Here is a 17,760-nt window from a genome sequence, read left to right on the forward strand (position 1 = left end):
TTGTCGGTTACGGCCGCGGACGTTTCGCTATTCCCCAACGCTGCAATTTTTTCACTAATGTCGAATGATCGATGCCGAGCTGTTCAGCCGCTTTGCGGAGCGATGGGGCAGCTTCGAGCGTTTCGAACACGAGCTGTTTTTCGTACTGTTCCACTTTTTCTTTCAGCGTCGATGCTGACGGTGACTCCATTTGACGGCGGATGTGGGACGGCAAGTCATCGGGTTCGATGCATCGGGACGGAACGGAGACGACTAAATTTTCCATTAGGTTTTTTAATTCGCGGACATTGCCGGGCCAATGGTATCGCTCCAGTACCGCTTTGGCTGCTGGCGACAGCTTCTTTGGAATGCGGTATTGTTCGCAGAAAAAGCTGAAATAATGGTCAAGGAGCGGCTCGATGTCCTGCGGGCGCTCGGACAGCGGTGGAACGTACAGTTCAACGACGTGAAGCCGGTAGTACAAGTCGGTGCGAAACAGGCCGGCTTCCATTTGCTTTTGAAGGTCTTGGTTGGTGGCGGCAATGACGCGGACATCGAGCGCTTTCGCTTTACGGCCGCCGATGCGCTGTATTCTTTTTTCCTGAAGAACGCGCAACAGCTTCACTTGCAAGGAAAGCGGCATTTCTCCAATTTCATCAAGCAAAATCGTGCCGCCATCGGCAAGTTCAAACAAACCGATTTTGCCGCCGGTTTGGGCGCCGGTGAACGCCCCTTTTTCATAGCCGAACAGCTCTGACTCAAGCAACGATTCAGGAATCGCCGCGCAGTTGACTTTAATGAAGGGAGCGTCTTTGCGTGGGCTGAGATAATGGATCAAATTAGCGATCACTTCTTTGCCGACGCCGGACGGGCCGGTCAATAACACCGTTGTTGGGTAGGCTGCGATTTGCATTACTTTGTCGATGAGTGTTTTCATGGCCGGGCTGCGGCAAATCATGGCCTCCTCACGGTTGTCGACGGAGAACGTATAACGATGCTGGTTGAGCTGTGAAAAACTTTTGGCTTTTTCCAACTCAAGCTTCAGCTTGTTCAGTTCCGAGATGTCGCGGACGCTCGTGACCACCATCTCGATGTCTCCTTGTTCGTTGAATACTGGATTTCCAGTGACGATGACATCTTTTTTTCCGCCAATGGTCTGCAACATGGAAATACGTTGCTTTTGCTTTAAAACGAGCAAAGATACGGATTGATCGAAATAGCCTTCACGAACGAGTTCCTCCATATGCCGGCCAATCAGCTCCTCACGCCGAAATCCAGTGATTTGTTCATAAGCGGAGTTGACCATAAGCGTTATGCCGTTGCCGTCAACGACATAGATGCCATCCGTTGAGAACTCAATGATTGTTTCCATTTGTTTGGACAGTTGACGGTAATGTTCGATTTCATTGAAATCTTGCAAAACAGCAACTGCACCGGCTAATTCGCCATTTTCATAAAAAGGAGTGCGATTGACAAGAAAGGTACGTCCGTGGATGATTGTTTTTGTCCCAATTATCCGTTCACCTGTTTTGGCTACATGCGGGAGTTTCGTTTCGGGCAACAGGGCAAAGATGTCTTTGCCTTTCCACTCTTCTCCTTCGAGGTGAAGCAGTTGTTTTGCTGCGTCATTGAGAAAGACAATCTGGTTATATCGATCAATGACGATGACGCCGTTATGAAACGAGGAAAGAAGAGATTGCATCCATTCCTGATTCATCGTGGTATTCAATAAGACTCCCCCTTTCGATTGGTGAAAATAATCACCGATTGGTGAAAACGGTAACAATATGTTTATTTCAACAAAGTTGTCATCTTTTCCTTCTCTGCAATGGTGATTTTTTTCGTCGAAATATGAATGTAGGGCCATAAAACATTTTAGTCGACTGTTTTTTGGTTATTTTCTTGAAGAAAGTTAACTTTATTAGACATGCCTTAGCTCGTTTTTCGGATGAAAGACTGCCAAATGGCCGATGGTGTCCGCGTTCCACCAGTCCTGTGGAGGGAGAGAGAAGGATTGTTATAACTTGTGTATGTCGTCATCTATGGGGGTTGGCATACTGCTTGCGTAAATGAAAAAACAGGGGAAGGTGACAAGACCCCCTAATCAAATAATGATAGAGGAGGAAAAGATGATGACAAACATAGTTAAACCTCGCCCAAAGTTGTATGTCATGGATAATGGACGAATGAGGATGGACAAGAACTGGATGATTGCGATGCACAATCCGGCGACGATTCACAATCCGAATGCACAGACGGAGTTTGTGGAGTTTCCTATTTATACGGTTCTTATTGATCATCCGGAAGGAAAAATTTTGTTCGATACAGCCTGTAACCCGAATTCTATGGGTCCTCAAGGTAGATGGGCGGAAGCGACCCAGCAAATGTTCCCATGGAATGCCAGTGAAGAATGTTATTTGCACAATCGGTTAGAACAGTTAAGAGTCCGTCCAGAGGATATTCGTTATGTTGTTGCTTCTCATTTGCATTTAGACCATGCTGGATGTTTGGAAATGTTTACGAATGCGACGATTGTTGTCCATGAAGACGAGTTTAACGGTGCATTGCAATGTTATGCGAGAAACCAAAAAGAAGGAGCTTATATTTGGGCTGATATCGATGCATGGATTAAAAATAACTTACAGTGGAGAACAGTGAAACGACACGAGGATAATATTTTGTTGGTGGAAGGAGTGAGAGTGTTAAACTTCGGCAGCGGTCATGCCTGGGGCATGCTTGGCCTTCATGTTGAACTGCCGGAAACGGGAAAAATTATCCTCGCTTCCGACGCTATTTACACAGCGGAAAATTATGGTCCGCCCGTTAAACCGCCAGGAATCATTTACGATTCGCTCGGCTATGTGAATACCGTCGAACGAATTCGCCGCATTGCTCAAGAAACCAATTCTAAAATTTGGTTCGGTCATGATGCGGAACAATTCAAGCAATTTCGTAAATCAACAGAAGGGTATTATGAATAAGGAAGGAAGGGAGAGAAAAACAGTGACCGCATCCCGCATCGTCTTTCCGCCGCTCAGCTATGTCGGCTGGGGGGCGCTTACGCAGTTAGTTCCAGAAGTAAAAAGGCTTGGGGCAGCACACGTGTTGGTGATCACCGATCCAGCGCTTGAAAAAATCGGCCTCGTCGAGCAAGTGACGTCCCCGCTCCGGCAAGCAGGGTGCAACGTGCATGTATATACGGACGTCGTGCCGGAGCCGCCGCTTGAAACGGGGGAGAAGGCGGTGGCGTTTGTCCGCGGCGGAGAGTTTGATCTCGTCATCGGCGTCGGCGGCGGCAGCGCGATGGATTTGGCGAAACTGGCTGCTGTGTTGGCCGTGCACGAAGGTCCGGTTGCTGATTATTTAAACTTGACGGGAACGAGAACGCTTGAGAAAAAAGGATTGCCGAAAATATTGATTCCGACGACATCAGGCACCGGGTCCGAGGTGACGAACATCTCGGTCTTGTCGTTGGAAACGACAAAAGACGTCGTGACGTATGACTACTTGTTGGCCGATGTGGCGATCGTCGATCCGCAGCTTACGGTTTCCGTCCCGCCGCGGGTGACGGCGGCGACTGGGATCGATGCGCTTACCCATGCGGTCGAGGCGTACGTGTCGGTCAATGCGAGCCCGACATCGGACGGCTTGGCGCTTCAGGCGATGCGTCTCATTTCCCGCTCATTGCGCAAGGCGGTGGAAAATGGAGCGGACAAACAGGCGCGCATCGATATGGCGAACGGCAGCTATTTGGCCGGTTTGGCGTTTTTCAACGCCGGCGTGGCGGGTGTGCATGCGCTCGCTTATCCGCTTGGCGGACAGTTTCATATCGCCCATGGCGAATCAAATGCCGTGCTCTTGCCATATGTGATGGGCTACATCCGCCAAAGCTGCACGAAACGAATGGCTGATATCTTAAACGCCCTCGGCGGCAACTCGAGCTTTTTATCAGAGGAGGAGGCGTCGCACCGCTGCGTCGAGGAGCTCGAGCGCCTCGTCGCCGATGTCGGCATTCCGAAGACGCTCGGCGGTTTTGGCATTCCGGAAAGCGCATTAGAAAGTCTGACGAAAGACGCCGTCCAGCAAAAACGGCTGCTCGCCCGCAGCCCGATGCCGCTTTTGGAAGCCGACATCCGCGCGATTTACCAAGCCGCGTTTGCCGGGGCGATCGTGGAACCGAACAACAAGTGAGAACACAAAAACAGGGGCTGCTTCAGGCTCCTGTTTTTTCTTTGGCTGTTGGAAATAGGGTCTCGCTCCTCAGGTTGGATCCCCCTTCCGCTCAAGGGGTGACGTTTTTCACGTTTTCTTGATGGTGAAGCAGGAATTTCCACATCGTGGAGCGAACCCATATACATCAGCCGCCGAAATTCGACAAAAGACGATTCCAGTTCTTGTGGAGGAGGAGCGTTCATGTTTACGACTGTCATTACGCCGCGCGTGTCGGAAACCGACGGCGTCGGCCATATTAACAATACGACCGTGCCCGTTTGGTTTGAAGCGGGGCGGCATGAAATTTTCAAGCTGTTTACGCCTGATTTGTCATTCAAACGTTGGCGGATGGTGATCATCCGTATGGAAGTCGATTATGTCAACCAAATGTATTATGGGCAAGATGTGACCGTGTATACCGGCATTGAACGCATCGGCAACACAAGCCTCACGATTTATGAAGAAATCCACCAAAACGGTGTGGCCTGCGCGAAAGGGCGGTCGGTATATGTCAATTTCAATTTTGACACCGGGCGGCCTGAACCGATTCCGGATGACATTCGGGCGAAATTGCGCGAACATGTATGGCAGCCAAGAGAGTAGATGAAAGGAGGTGACAGTGTGAAGGAGCATCATCTTTGGGAGCAAGTGAAAACGAAGCTTGCGCAAAAGCTGTCCGGCCCGTCGTTTGACACTTGGTTTGCTTCGACGTCCGCGACGGTGGATGAGGATTGGCTCATCATCGAATGCCTAAACGAGATTCAATGTGAATGGCTGCAAACAAGATATGGCGAACTCATCAGTGAAACCGTCCGCGAAGTGTTCGGCCGCGAGATGCGCATCTTCGTCTCTGTCCACGGCGAGCGGCAGAAAATCGAAGAACGGCTCGAACAGCGATACGGCGCTCCGATGACCTTCCGTCAATACATCACCCGCCTTGAGCGGCAGATGGAGGAGCTGGAGCGGCGCATTGACCACTACGCGCGCATCATCGATGAACTGTTGGAATCCCGTCCGATTCACTGATCATCCCCCTAATGAAGCCCCCTCCAAACAAGAAGCGGCCTCCGCTCTATCAGGCGGAAGGCCGCTTTTTATGTGATAAAAAGTTACATGATTCCAACAAATACGTATATTACTCTGATTTTTCATGCGATTATTCATGTTTTTTGTTAAAAGTGTGTTATATAAACTGACATAAAAAATACATGCTTCATTTTTGACGTGATATGATGGGCACAACCAAGGCAAAGGGGGAATGTGAGGGTGATGCGAACAAGAACAATCGGATTATGGGAGTTGCTGGTGATGACGATCCGGCTTTGGCTGCATCGATGACAATAAGAAAGTGGAACAACGTATGAAGTATGGAGGGATGGCGACGTGAAACGAAAACTCGTGTTAATCGGCAACGGCATGGCGGGGGTTCGCTGCATCGAGGAGATTTTAAAACTTGACCGTGAGGCGTTTGAGATCACGATTTTTGGCAGCGAACCGCATCCGAACTATAACCGCATTTTGTTGTCAAAGGTGCTGCAAGGAGATACGCGCCTTGATGACATTACGTTGAACAGTTGGGAATGGTACGAGCAACACGGCATTCGGCTGTTTGCCGGTGAAACGGTGACGGAAGTCGACAGCGAGCGGCGGCTTGTCCGGACCGACCGTGGACGGGTAGTCGAATACGATGAATTGATTTTCGCCACGGGGTCGAATCCGTTTATCTTGCCGGTGCCGGGAGCGGATTTGCCCGGGGTGACGGCGTTTCGCGACATCCAAGATTGCGAGCGGATGATCGAATATGCGAAGACGTACAAAAAAGCGGCGGTCATCGGCGGCGGCTTGCTTGGATTGGAGGCGGCACGCGGCCTGCTTAACTTAGGGATGGATGTCGATGTCATCCATATTTTCGACTATTTGATGGAACGCCAGCTTGACCCGACCGCTTCGAAGCTGCTGCAGCGGGAGCTGGAGAAACAAGGAATGAACTTTTTGCTTCGCAAAGAGACGGCTGAATTGTTCGGCAACGGCCGTGTGGAAGGAGTGCGATTTAAGGACGGTACGTCCATTGCCGCCGACTTGGTGGTGATGGCGGTCGGCATTCGTCCGAATGTTGATTTAGCGCGGAGAAGCGGCATTGAGGTGAATCGAGGAATCGTTGTCAATGACTACTTGGAAACGAGCGTGCCGCACATTTACGCGGTCGGTGAATGCGCGGAACATCGCGGTGTTGTGTATGGACTCGTCGCTCCGCTTTATGAGCAGGGGAAAGTGCTGGCACAAGCGATTTGCGGCCGAAAAGGAAAGCCTTACGAAGGATCCGTCGTCTCGACCCAACTGAAAGTGTCAGGCGTCGATGTGTTCTCAGCCGGCGAGTTTATGGACGTTGAGGGCACGGAATCGATCAAGTTGTACGACGAAGCGCGCTCGGTGTACAAGAAAGTCGTCGTTCGCGGAGGGAAAATCGTTGGTGCAGTGCTGTTTGGCGATACGAGCGAAGGAAGAAAACTATTTGATATGATCCAGCGCGGCGATTCGCTTGAGGCGCTTTCTCTTTCGTTATTGGCGCCGGCTTCATCGGGAGGAAAAGGAAGCCTTGTGGCGGCGATGGCGGATACCGATGTCGTCTGTGGCTGCAACGGGGTGACAAAAGGCGCGATTTGTCAGGCGATTGCCGAACACGGGCTCAAGACGGTCGCCGAGGTGCGCGACTATACGAATGCGTCCCGCTCGTGCGGTGGGTGTAAAGGGCTTGTCGCCGAGCTGCTTGAGCATATGCTCGGCGAGGAAGCGAATCGGTATGCGGTGAAAGAAACGATCTGCGGCTGCACGGACTTAAGCCGTGAGGAAGTGCTCGAGGCCATCGAACAAAGACGGTTGATGACGGTCAAAGAAGTCATGAGCGTATTGGGATGGAAAAACGAGGAAGGCTGTTCCAAATGCCGTCCGGCGCTCAATTATTACCTGGGCATGCTTTATCCGGGTGAGTACGATGAAGAAGCGGAATCTTTGTTTGTCAATGAACGGCTGCACGCCAACATCCAGGCCGACGGCACGTACTCCGTTGTCCCGCGCATATACGGCGGGGTGACGACAGCTGAACAGCTGCGGAACATCGCCGATGTCGCGGAAAAATACAACGTGCCGATGATTAAGATCACAGGCGGGCAGCGCATCGACTTGCTTGGGGTGAAAAAAGAAGATTTGCCGCGCATTTGGGCCGATCTCGGCATGCCGTCAGGCTACGCCTACGCCAAGGCGCTGCGGACGGTGAAAACGTGTGTCGGCAAGCAGTTTTGCCGCTTTGGCACGCAAGATTCAACCGGGCTTGGCATTCGGATGGAACAAACATTTGAGCGGCTGAAAACGCCGCATAAAGTGAAAATGGCCGTATCCGCCTGCCCGCGCAACTGCGCGGAATCGGGCATTAAAGATGTCGGCATCGTCGGCGTCGAGGGCGGATGGGAGATTTATGTCGGCGGCAACGGCGGCACCCATTTGCGTGCAGCTGACTTGCTTTGCACGGTCAAGACGGAAGACGAGGTGATCGAGATGACCGGCGCTTTTTTGCAATATTACCGCGAGTCCGCGCATTATTTGGAACGGACGTCCAAATGGGTCGAGCGCGTTGGGCTCGAGCATATCCGCGAAGCGTTGTTCGATGTGGAAACGCGCCGCGCGCTGCTTGAGCGGCTTCATAAAGCTCTTTCGGCGACAAAAGATCCGTGGCGGGAAATCGTCGAAAACGATGAACTGCAACAAACATTGTTCCGCGATATCGGCGACAAAGAGCCGGTGCCGGTGGAATGAAGGGAGATGGCTGCGGACGGAAAGATGGGCGGGCAAAAAAACCGGTTGCTTCCGCCGCCCAGCCTTATCCAGCGTTTCAGCGGAGAGAAAAGAGGCTGCCCAACAGGCTGGCCTTTGACTATGCATCCATGCGAGGAGGATCAAGTGATGATGAGAGTAGAAGTGGGAACAATCGAACAGCTGCCGAAGCGGCTTGGGAAATGCGTGCGGGTCGGGAATCGTGAGCTGGCGTTGTTCCGGACGGGTGACGATCAAGTATTTGCCGTTGAAAACCGCTGTCCGCATAGAGGCGGCGATTTGTCGCAAGGCATTGTCAGCGGCGAGTATGTCTTTTGCCCGCTCCATGATTGGAAAATTTGCTTAAGAGACGGTCAGGCGCAGGCGCCGGATGAAGGGTGTGTCAAAACGTACCGCGCAGCGGTGGAAGGCGGCTCGGTATATATTGAGCTGTAGGAAGCGGGGGAATGGCGATGACGAATGAATTGCTGCGCTACTTTCGCGCCAAGGAAAAAGAACAGGCGTCGGAAATGGCCGCCGCGACCCAATGTCCGTTTTGCAGCGTCCAGTGCACGCTTCAGCTGGTGGAGGAGCGGATTGTGGAACGGCGCCGCTACAAGGCGGTCCCGACCGACAACCCGACGTCCAACGGCCGCCTTTGTTTAAAGGGGATGAACGCTCACCAGCACGCTTTGCATCCCGAGCGGCTGTTGTTTCCGCTTGCCAAAGTGGACGGCCGGTTTGTGCGGGTAAGTTGGGAGGAGGCGCTTTCGCTAATCGTGGAACGAATCATCTCCATTCAGAAGGAAGATGGAGTTGATGCGTTTGCCGTTTACGGCGGCGGGTCATTGACGAACGAGGAAGCGTATTTGCTTGGAAAATTTGCCCGCGTGGCGCTCAAGACACGGCATATTGACTACAACGGACGCTTTTGCATGTCGGCAGCCGCAGCGGCCATGAACGACGCATTCGGTCTTGACCGCGGGTTGACGAATCCACTGTCCGATATTCCGCTCGCTCAGACGATCATTTTGGCTGGGACCAATATCGCCGAATGCCAGCCGACGTTGATGCCGTATATTTACGAAGCGAGGAAAAACGGAGCTTTTATCATCGTGGTGGATCCGCGGGAAACGAAAACGGCGGCGTTGGCTGATCTGCACCTGCCGCTCAAGCCCGGAACGGATGCGGCATTGGCCGTCGGCATAGGAAAAGTGTTGCTTGACGAAGGATTTATCGATGAAACATTTGTGCGTGAACGGACGGTTGGGTTTGCCGAATGGAAACAGCACATAGAAGCGGTGAAGATGGACGAGATCGCCCGGGTGACCGACGTGCCGGCCGAGAAGATCCGCTTGGCGGCACGAAAGTACGGGGAGGCGGCCGATGCGATCGTGCTCACGGCGCGCGGCCTTGAACAGCAAGCGGACGGCTATGCGGCGGTCAGACACTGGATGAATGTCGTATTGGCGACAGGGAAAATCGGCCGGCCCGGTTCGGGTTTTGGATCGATCACTGGGCAAGGAAACGGACAAGGCGGCCGCGAGCATGGACAAAAAGCCGATCAGCTGCCGGGTTATCGAAGCATTGAGCATCTGGAACACCGCCGGTATATTGCGGGCATATGGGGCATTTCGCCAGATGAGCTGCCGCGAAAGGGGGTGTCAGCGTATGAAATGATGCAAAAAATCGATGCGGGTGAGATTACCGGGCTGTTAGTCATGGGATCGAATCCCGTCGTCTCCAGCCCGAACGCGGCGTTTGTGGCCAAAGCGTTGCAAAAACTGAAGTTTCTTGTCGTTGCGGATATGTTTTTGTCGGAAACAGCCGAGCTGGCCGATCTCGTGTTGCCTGTTTCCTCGTATTTGGAAGATGAAGGAACGGTGACAAATGTCGAAGGGCGGGTATGCTTTCGGCCGGCGGCGCGAAAACGGCCGGGAGAGGTGAAGCACGATTGGGAAATTTTATGCGCGATCGCTCACAAGCTTGGCAAGGGCCGCTGCTTTTCCTTCACGTCAGCTGAAGAGATTTTCAACGAACTGCGGCTGGCGAGCCGCGGCGGCAAAGCGGACTATTATGGTGTGACGTATGAGCGACTGCGCCGCGAACGTGTCTACTGGCCTTGCCCCGATCTGCATCATCCTGGGACTCCTCGACTGTTTACGGAACAGTTTGCTCATCCGGACGGCAAGGCGCGGTTTGCGGTTTTGCCGTTTTGGATGGACAAAGAGGAGACGGATGAACGTTATCCGCTTTATTTAACGACAGGAAGGGTGCTTGCCCATTATTTAAGTGGAACGCAGACGCGGCGCAGTCCAGCACTGGCGGCGCGGCAGCCGGAGGCGACCGTCGAGATCCACCCGAGGACGGCCAAACGATACGGGATCGGCCCAGGGATGCTTGTGCGCATTGAAACGCGGCGCGGTGCGGCGGTCGTCCGCAGCCGTTACAATGATCAAATTCACGAGGATACCATTTTTGTCCCATTCCACTGGAGCGGCCTCGGGCAAATCAACAACGTTACGTCCGATGAGCTCGATCCGCATTGTCGGATGCCGGCGTTTAAGCGGTGCGCAGCTCGGGTGCGGCCGGTGGTCGATTTAGGGAGAAATTAACCACCAATGGATTCCGCGGGGAAGGTGCACAGATGCAAAAAAAACTTCCCGGTATATACGGTGGGAAGTAGGTGGAGAAATCGCTTTCATTCCCATTTTATCATATAATGAACTTCCATGCCAAGGGGGAGTCGGGAGAAGATGGCGAAGAAATCGTTTTGGCGGGTAGGGCATGCGCCGACGCTTTTATCGTCGTTTTTGTATTTTGATATCAGCTTTATGATTTGGAACTTGCTTGGGGCGCTTGGGGTGTTTATCGCCGAACAGTTTGCGCTCACGCCGGCGGAAAAAGGGTTGATGGTCGCCGTTCCCGTGTTGGGCGGGGCGTTGCTTCGCATTCCGATGGGGCTGCTCGCCGACCGCTGGGGCGGGAAGCGGGCTGGTCTGCTTGGCATGGCGGTGACAGCTGTGCCGCTTGTGTGGGGGTGGCAGTTCGCTGACCAGATGTCGGATGTGTATGCGCTCGGATTTTTATTAGGGGTGGGCGGAGCCAGCTTTGCCGTTGCGTTGCCGCTTGCGAGCCGCTGGTATCCGAAAGAATATCAAGGGCTGGCCATGGGGATCGCCGGGGCCGGAAACAGCGGGACGGTGCTGGCGACGTTGTTTGGGCCGCGGCTGGCGGAAGCGTACGGATGGAACACGGTGTTTGGACTGGCGCTTGTACCGCTTGCTGTTGTCTTTGCTTTGTTTGCCTTGTTGGCGCGCGACTGCCCGACGGCGGTAAAACCAGTATCCATGCGCGAATACGGAACCGTGCTTCGCCGAAAAGAAGCGTGGCTGTTTTGTTTCTTCTACAGCTTGTCATTCGGCGGATTTGTCGGGCTGACGGGTTACTTGGGCATTTTCTTCTTTGATGAATACGGCGTCAGCAAAGTCACGGCCGGCGATTTCGTCACCGCCGTCGTATTTGCGGGCAGTTTCATACGCCCAATCGGCGGCTACATCGCCGACCGGATCGGCGGAATGCGGCTTCTTTCCTTATTGTTTGCCGCTGGTGCGGTTTTGCTCGTTTGCATCGGCGCACTGCCTCCTCTTTTTGTCGTGTTTGGCTTGATGCTTGTTCTCTTCCTTTGTTTCGGCGCGGCGAACGGTGCGTTGTTTCAGGTTGTTCCGACATGGTTTCCGAAAGAAGTCGGTTTGTTGACGGGCATCATCGGCGCCGCTGGCGGACTGGGAGGATTTTTGCTGCCGAACGTGCTCGGGGGGATGAAGCAGTGGACCGGCTCTTCAGCGTATGGGTTTTGGATGCTTGCCTTCGTTTTCATGGTCGCGGTGATGGCTGCTCGTCGCCTTCCAAGGAACGACGGTTGTGATCGAATCGTTCTCTCAAAAAGCGGCAGAATGAATGGGGTAACCCAAAGAGACGTTGCAAACTTTCAAAGGAAATCGTTTGATTGAACGAAAAAACTGGTGGAAGGATGGCGGCTTTCAGTTGGCCGTTGTTCTTCGGGTGCGCGTTTTGGGGGTCGATCGAAAGACGGCTGAAGAGCTTGTGCATGCAGCCCATCAAGTGTGCCCGTACTCCAAAGCTGTCCGCGGCAATATTGATGTAACCCTGTCTATTGAAGAATGATGATGAGAAAAGGTGCCCGTGAAGAAATTCAGGGCACTTTCTCATTTGCGATCGTTTTACAATCGATTTTGCAAAAAACGAAGCAGTTCATCTGCTCGGTTGCCGATGAGCGCGATCAGTTGCTCAAACATCGCGTCGCGCTCCAGATCGAGTTCAATGATGCGTTTGGCCAGTTCGAGGGCTTGTTTGTCCATGGCGGCGTCCTCCTTCGATCGTCTGGGCGGGGTGGAATCGTTCATATTCGCGTCGCAGTTCGGCCATTGTCCATTCTTCAAGTCGCTCGCGGTCGGCGGCTAAGCCGAACCGTACGAGCTGTTCGATGTAAAATTGCTTTTTCTTCCGCACGGCGCTTCTCATCCATGTCCCCATTCGATTCCCTCCCTGTTTTTACCTTTACGATACCACCTTTTTCTTTAGTGTACAGCGAATGTGTTAAGCTCATTTACAGGAAATTTAAAAAATATGTTAATTTTATTTACAAAAGTTAGCGAGCTAACATCATTTTTTGTATAATTACGTTAGAAAATATAACGTATTGAGGTGAGGAGTATGACAGCTCATCCGCAAGAAGATCACTACAAATACAAAAAAGTCATTTCGATCGGGGTTGTCAGCGAACTGACCGGGCTGTCGCAGCGGCAAATTCGTTATTACGAGGAACGGAAGCTGGTGTTCCCTGACCGTTCGAAAGGCATCCGTAAATATTCGTTCGCCGATGTGGAGCAGTTGATGAAAATCGCCAATCAGCGCGAAGAAGGGGTATCGACTTGGGAAATCCGTCAAGAGATGACAAAAGAGCTGCGCGAGCGGATGTTGAAACTCACATTTCGCACCCTGAATAAAAATTTGAAATAAGCCCGATTTGACCGAATAAAAATTAATTATTTTACAATTTTTGTATAAAAAATTATATTTATGCGAATATTCTGGTCGTTTTTTGTATATTATGCAAAGGTTGCGAAATATGAGTTGAAAGGGCAAATGAATGCGCATTTTCGGCGGCGTTCTTGAAAGGTTGTTTTGCATACAGAAGACCTCTAGGCTGCATGCCGGTGTGGTGCAACCAGCAGCGTTGCTTGCTGGGATAATGGGTAGAGAGCATAGGTATTCGCGCGCATAGCAAGTCTGTGCGCGCTGTTTTTTGGCTGCACGATTAAAGGGTGGCATAAAAATATTAATCTTTTTTTATCAAATGACTAGACAAATAAAAATAAATGTATATAATTTAAATTGAAAACGATATCATTTGTTTAACTAAATGCAAAGAGGAGGAATGAACCATGAAACGGATTTTACTGGCGTGCAGTTCTGGAATGTCGACAAGCTTGCTAGTGACGAAAATGCAGGAGTATGCCAAATCCGTCGGTGAGGAGGCGGAGATTTGGGCGGTCGGCCAAGATCAGGCGAAAAAAGAAATGGCTAAAGCGGATGTTGTTCTGATTGGTCCGCAAATGAGCTTTTTGAAAGGGGAATTGCAAAAAGAAGCGCAAAAATACGGCATTCCAGTCGATGTCATTGACATGGTGGCTTATGGGATGGCGGATGGCAAAAAAGTGTATGAGCAGGCATTAAAATTGATGGGGGACAAGTAAGGGATGGAAAAAATCGATGTCAATCAACTCACCAATGAACAAGTCGCTTTCCAGTTGATTTTGCATAGCGGCAATGCCCGCAGCAAAATCATCCAAGCCATCCGTGAATACCGGACAGGACGAGTCGGAGATGCGGAACGGCTGATCCAAGAAGCAGAACAAGATTTAAGCGTCGCCCACGATGTTCATTTTCAGCTCATTCAAAAAGAAGCGGGTGGAGAAGAAACAAATCTTACGTTGCTTCTTATGCATGCGGAAGACCATGTCATGTCAACGCTGGCGATGAAAGAGATTGTAAAAGAAATGCTCGCACTGTTGAAGGAACGAAACGTGTGAAGGGAGGATGGCGGCATGAACCAAGCATTATTCGAAAAACTAAGCAAATTTCTCGTTCCGATCGCGGGAAAGTTGAACAATAGCCGTTATTTACAAGTGTTGCGCGATGCCTTTATGTTGGCGTTTCCGTTGACGATTTTCGGTTCAATCGCAGTCGTCATCGCCAACTTGCCGTTTTTGGACAAGGTGATGAGTGAAAACAGCCTCCATACGCTCAAAGAGATGCTCGGCGTTGCTCCAAATGCAACAATGGGCGTGATGACGATTTTCGTTGTATTTGGCATTGGCTACTATTTATCGAAAAGTTATGAAGTCGAAGGGATTTTCGGCGGTGCGATCGCGTTAGCTTCTTTTCTCTTGTTAACGCCATTCGTTTTGCAGGTTGAGGGGAAAGAGGCTGTGCAAGGAGTCATCCCGCTCGACCGACTAGGGGCAAAAGGGATGTTTCTTGGCATGATTACGGCCTTTCTCGCTGGGGAGATTTACCGGAAAGTTGTGCAAAAAAATATTACCATCAAAATGCCGGCCGGGGTGCCGCCGGCGGTTGCGAAATCGTTTGCGGCGTTGATTCCGGCGGTGGTCACCCTGACCTTTTTTCTCGTCGTCAACATTATTGTAACACAAATTTTTAAAACTAACATGCATGATGTGATTTACAATGCAGTGCAAGCGCCGCTTGTTGGGCTCGGAAGCGGCATTGTTCCAACGCTCATCGCGATTTTTGTCACGCAAATTTTATGGTTTTTTGGCCTCCACGGGCAAATCATCATCAACTCGGTGATGGATCCGATTTGGAACACACTGTCGCTCGAAAACTTAAATGCGTACACGCAAACAGGGGAAGTTCCGCATGTCGTCAGCAAACAGTTTATTGAAATTTACACGGTTGGCATGGGCGGAACGGGAATGACGCTTGCTGTCATTTTCGCCATCTTGCTCTTTATGAAGAGCAAGCAAATGAAGCAGGTGGCCAAGCTCGGGCTTGGACCGGGAATCTTTAACGTCAATGAACCGATTATTTTCGGCTTGCCGGTCGTGATGAATCCGCTCGTCATCGTCCCGTGGATTTTGGCGCCGATGGTTGTCACGTTGGTGACGTATTTGGCGATGTCCTCAGGCCTTGTCCCGCCGCCTAACGGCGTAGCGGTACCATGGACGGTGCCGATTTTCATCAACGGCATTATGGCGACAAACTCGCTGGCCGGCGGATTGCTGCAAGTGGTCAATTTCTTGATCGTGCTCGTCATTTGGTTCCCGTTCTTAAAATTCATTGACCGCATGAATTTACAAAAGGAAAAAGAAGAGCAAGCCGCATCGAAAAGTGCATCATAACGATACAGCAAATGAGGTGAATCGCGATGGAACAACAATCGAAGCAACCAATCACATATCGTTTCCCTACCGGATTTTGGTGGGGAAGTGCGACATCCGCGACGCAAATCGAAGGAGCGGCAAATGAAGGGGGGAAAGGGAAAAACATTTGGGATCATTGGTATGAACAAGAGCCTCACCGCTTTTTTCAAGGCGTCGGCCCAGAGGTGACATCCGATTTTTATCATCGCTACAAAGAAGATATTGCGTTAATGAAGGAAATTGGCCATAACTCATTCCGGTTTTCCATTTCATGGTCGCGCTTGATTCCAGATGGGATTGGTGACGTCAATCCGGAGGCGGTGCGGTTCTACAACGCTGTCATCGATGAATTGTTGGCGAATGGGATTGAACCGTTTGTGAATTTATACCATTTTGATATGCCGTTGGTGATGCAAAACATTGGTGGTTGGGAAAATCGCGTGGTTATCGATGCTTATGCTCGCTATGCCAGCCTTTGCTTTCAGCTGTTTGGCGATCGGGTGAAAACATGGTTTACGCACAATGAACCCATTGTCCCTGTAGAAGGCGGGTATTTGTACGATTTTCACTATCCGAATGTGGTTGACTTCCGCCGTGCCGTGCAGGTGGCTTACCATACGATGATTGCCCATGCCAAAGCGGTTGCCGCCTTCCGCAAAGCAGCGATACGGGGCGGAAAGATCGGCATTATTTTGAATTTAACGCCGTCTTATCCGCGCAGCCAGCATCCAGCTGATGTGAAAGCAGCGCATATTGCGGATTTGCTGTTTAACCGCAGTTTCTTGGATCCTGCGGTAAAAGGAGAATACCCGCAAGATTTAATCGAGCTGTTGGCTGAACACGGTTTTTTGCCGGTGACGGAAGCGGGCGATCGCGAACTTATCAAAGAAAATACGATCGATTTGCTTGGCATCAACTACTATCAACCGCGACGTGTCAAGGCGAAAGAACATCTGCCCAACCCGGACGCCCCGTTTTTGCCGGAACGGTTTTTCGATTACTATGCCATGCCGGGGCGGAAGATGAATCCGTATCGCGGGTGGGAAATTTATGAAAAAGGCATTTATGATATTTTAATCAATATCAAGGAAAACTATAGAAACATTGAGAGCTTTATTTCCGAAAATGGCATGGGCGTTGAAGGAGAAGAACGGTTCCGTGATGAAAGCGGCATGATTCATGACGACTACCGGATTGAATTCATCCGCGGGCATTTAAAATGGGTGCATCGCGCGATTGAAGAAGGAGTCAATGTGAAAGGCTACCACCTTTGGACGTTCATGGACAATTGGTCGTGGACGAATGCCTACAAAAACCGGTACGGATTGGTCGCTGTTGACCTGGACAATCATTTGAAACGGACGATCAAAAAGAGCGGCTACTGGTTGAAAACAGTGGCGGAAAACAATGGATTTTAAGTGAAAGAAAAGGCGTCCCGGGCAGCGGGGCGCTTTTTGTCGGTCGGGAAAACAGGACGGCGAGGCGAGAGCAGTGAAGGAGAAAGCCGCATTGACTATTGTGCAAACAGATGATTGTTCGTACAATGAAAATAAGACAAAGGGCGAGGGATGAAAACGATGCCGAAATATGAACAAATTTCGAATGAAATACGCAGACGAATTAAAGAGGGAGTGTATTCCCTAGACGAGCCGATTCCTGATGAAATCTCGCTCGCCGAGGAGTTTGGCTGCAGCCGGATGACCGTGAAACGAGCGCTTGATGTGCTCGTATCCGAAGGGCTGTTGTATCGAAAGCGCGGCCATGGCACGTTTATTGTAAAATCCGCCATGCTTGATGGATTGGTGAACGTCGTCAGCAACGAAACACTTGGCTTGACGAGTTTATTGAAAGGGCGAAAGGTGACAAGTAAAATCATTACGTTCGAAGTATTGTTTCCATCCGATGAAGTAGCCGCCCATTTGTGCATCGACATGAACACACCGGTGTACCACTTAATCCGGCTGCGCAATGTCGATGGGGAGCCGTACGTCATTGAACGGACGTATATGCCCGTCCATTTGATCCCGGGGCTCAATGAAACGGTGCTTCATGGTTCGATTTATCGTTATATCACTCAGGAGCTCGGCTTAACGATTGCGGGGTCGCACCGAAAGATCCGCGCGGATAAGCCGAATGAGCTCGATCGTCAATACTTGCAATGCGCGCCCGACGATCCGGTGTTGGAATTGGAGCAGGTTGGTTTTTTGAACAATGGAGAGCCGTTTGAATACTCCTTTTCCCGCCATCGGTATGACAAGTTCGTATTTGTCACCGTCAGCACCCGCCGCTAAAT

17 protein-coding genes and 1 pseudogene are annotated in these 17,760 nt (G+C 51.1%); 15 read left to right on the forward strand and 3 right to left on the reverse strand.

Going from position 1 to position 17,760, the window contains the following annotated elements:
- Positions 1–7: 7 nt before the first annotated feature.
- Positions 8–1,708: a sigma 54-interacting transcriptional regulator gene (locus tag GC56T3_RS08800; RefSeq protein ID WP_013145209.1), complete on the reverse strand. Its 1,701-nt coding sequence runs from the start codon at positions 1,706–1,708 to the stop codon at positions 8–10.
- A 403-nt stretch (positions 1,709–2,111) separates the two neighbouring features.
- On the opposite strand from GC56T3_RS08800, the gene GC56T3_RS08805 reads away from it, so the two are divergent.
- The 9 genes and pseudogenes from GC56T3_RS08805 to GC56T3_RS08845 all read left to right on the forward strand — a co-directional run.
- Positions 2,112–2,960: an N-acyl homoserine lactonase family protein gene (locus GC56T3_RS08805; protein WP_041468753.1), complete on the forward strand. Its 849-nt coding sequence runs from the start codon at positions 2,112–2,114 to the stop codon at positions 2,958–2,960.
- Between the two features lie 22 nt (positions 2,961–2,982).
- Entirely contained in the window at positions 2,983–4,170 is a 1,188-nt protein-coding gene (locus GC56T3_RS08810; protein ID WP_041468381.1) for an iron-containing alcohol dehydrogenase, read from the forward strand.
- Between the two features lie 222 nt (positions 4,171–4,392).
- A complete protein-coding gene (locus GC56T3_RS08815) occupies positions 4,393–4,794 on the forward strand; it encodes a thioesterase family protein (RefSeq protein ID WP_013145212.1) in 402 nt (133 codons plus the stop codon).
- A gap of 18 nt (positions 4,795–4,812) precedes the next feature.
- Positions 4,813–5,217, forward strand: a complete 405-nt coding sequence (locus GC56T3_RS08820) for a DnaA N-terminal domain-containing protein (RefSeq protein WP_013145213.1) — start codon at positions 4,813–4,815, stop codon at positions 5,215–5,217.
- A 357-nt stretch (positions 5,218–5,574) separates the two neighbouring features.
- Positions 5,575–8,001 (forward strand): nitrite reductase large subunit NirB, encoded by a 2,427-nt coding sequence (nirB, locus tag GC56T3_RS08825; RefSeq protein WP_013145214.1) that lies wholly within the window; start codon positions 5,575–5,577, stop codon positions 7,999–8,001.
- A gap of 147 nt (positions 8,002–8,148) precedes the next feature.
- Complete coding sequence (gene nirD, locus GC56T3_RS08830; protein ID WP_013145215.1) at positions 8,149–8,454, forward strand: nitrite reductase small subunit NirD; 306 nt, start codon at positions 8,149–8,151, stop codon at positions 8,452–8,454.
- Between the two features lie 11 nt (positions 8,455–8,465).
- On the forward strand, positions 8,466–10,613 hold the full coding sequence (locus GC56T3_RS08835; protein ID WP_013145216.1) for a molybdopterin oxidoreductase family protein: 2,148 nt from the start codon (positions 8,466–8,468) through the stop codon (positions 10,611–10,613).
- 141 nt (positions 10,614–10,754) lie between these two features.
- On the forward strand, positions 10,755–12,011 hold the full coding sequence (locus tag GC56T3_RS08840; RefSeq protein ID WP_013145217.1) for a NarK/NasA family nitrate transporter: 1,257 nt from the start codon (positions 10,755–10,757) through the stop codon (positions 12,009–12,011).
- Between the two features lie 19 nt (positions 12,012–12,030).
- Positions 12,031–12,186, forward strand: a pseudogene (locus GC56T3_RS08845) (OsmC family protein); the annotation flags it as partial.
- A 56-nt stretch (positions 12,187–12,242) separates the two neighbouring features.
- Here GC56T3_RS08845 and GC56T3_RS19635 read toward each other — a convergent pair.
- Positions 12,243–12,380 carry a hypothetical protein gene (locus GC56T3_RS19635; RefSeq protein WP_011231352.1) on the reverse strand — a complete coding sequence of 46 codons (138 nt, stop codon included), beginning with the start codon at positions 12,378–12,380 and terminating at the stop codon, positions 12,243–12,245.
- Positions 12,340–12,555, reverse strand: a complete 216-nt coding sequence (locus GC56T3_RS18580; protein ID WP_013145218.1) for a Fur-regulated basic protein FbpA — start codon at positions 12,553–12,555, stop codon at positions 12,340–12,342. Before GC56T3_RS18580 ends, GC56T3_RS19635 begins: the two co-directional genes overlap by 41 nt.
- A 180-nt stretch (positions 12,556–12,735) precedes the next feature.
- On the opposite strand from GC56T3_RS18580, the gene GC56T3_RS08850 reads away from it, so the two are divergent.
- The 6 genes from GC56T3_RS08850 to GC56T3_RS08875 all read left to right on the forward strand — a co-directional run bounded on the left by GC56T3_RS08850 (position 12,736) and on the right by GC56T3_RS08875 (position 17,758).
- Positions 12,736–13,041, forward strand: a complete 306-nt coding sequence (locus tag GC56T3_RS08850) for a MerR family transcriptional regulator (RefSeq protein ID WP_013145219.1) — start codon at positions 12,736–12,738, stop codon at positions 13,039–13,041.
- Between the two features lie 425 nt (positions 13,042–13,466).
- Positions 13,467–13,778, forward strand: a complete 312-nt coding sequence (locus GC56T3_RS08855; RefSeq protein ID WP_013145220.1) for a PTS sugar transporter subunit IIB — start codon at positions 13,467–13,469, stop codon at positions 13,776–13,778.
- A 3-nt stretch (positions 13,779–13,781) separates the two neighbouring features.
- Positions 13,782–14,114, forward strand: a complete 333-nt coding sequence (locus GC56T3_RS08860) for a PTS lactose/cellobiose transporter subunit IIA (RefSeq protein ID WP_013145221.1) — start codon at positions 13,782–13,784, stop codon at positions 14,112–14,114.
- Positions 14,115–14,129: 15 nt separating this feature from the next.
- Positions 14,130–15,446, forward strand: coding sequence for a PTS cellobiose transporter subunit IIC (gene celB / locus GC56T3_RS08865; protein ID WP_013145222.1), 1,317 nt, complete (start codon positions 14,130–14,132; stop codon positions 15,444–15,446).
- A gap of 26 nt (positions 15,447–15,472) precedes the next feature.
- Positions 15,473–16,885, forward strand: a complete 1,413-nt coding sequence (locus tag GC56T3_RS08870; protein WP_013145223.1) for a glycoside hydrolase family 1 protein — start codon at positions 15,473–15,475, stop codon at positions 16,883–16,885.
- A gap of 159 nt (positions 16,886–17,044) precedes the next feature.
- Entirely contained in the window at positions 17,045–17,758 is a 714-nt protein-coding gene (locus GC56T3_RS08875) for a GntR family transcriptional regulator (protein WP_013145224.1), read from the forward strand.
- Positions 17,759–17,760 lie beyond the last annotated feature (2 nt).

Source organism: Geobacillus sp. C56-T3, from assembly GCF_000092445.1.
Classification (GTDB): Bacteria; Bacillota; Bacilli; order Bacillales; family Anoxybacillaceae; genus Geobacillus; species Geobacillus thermoleovorans.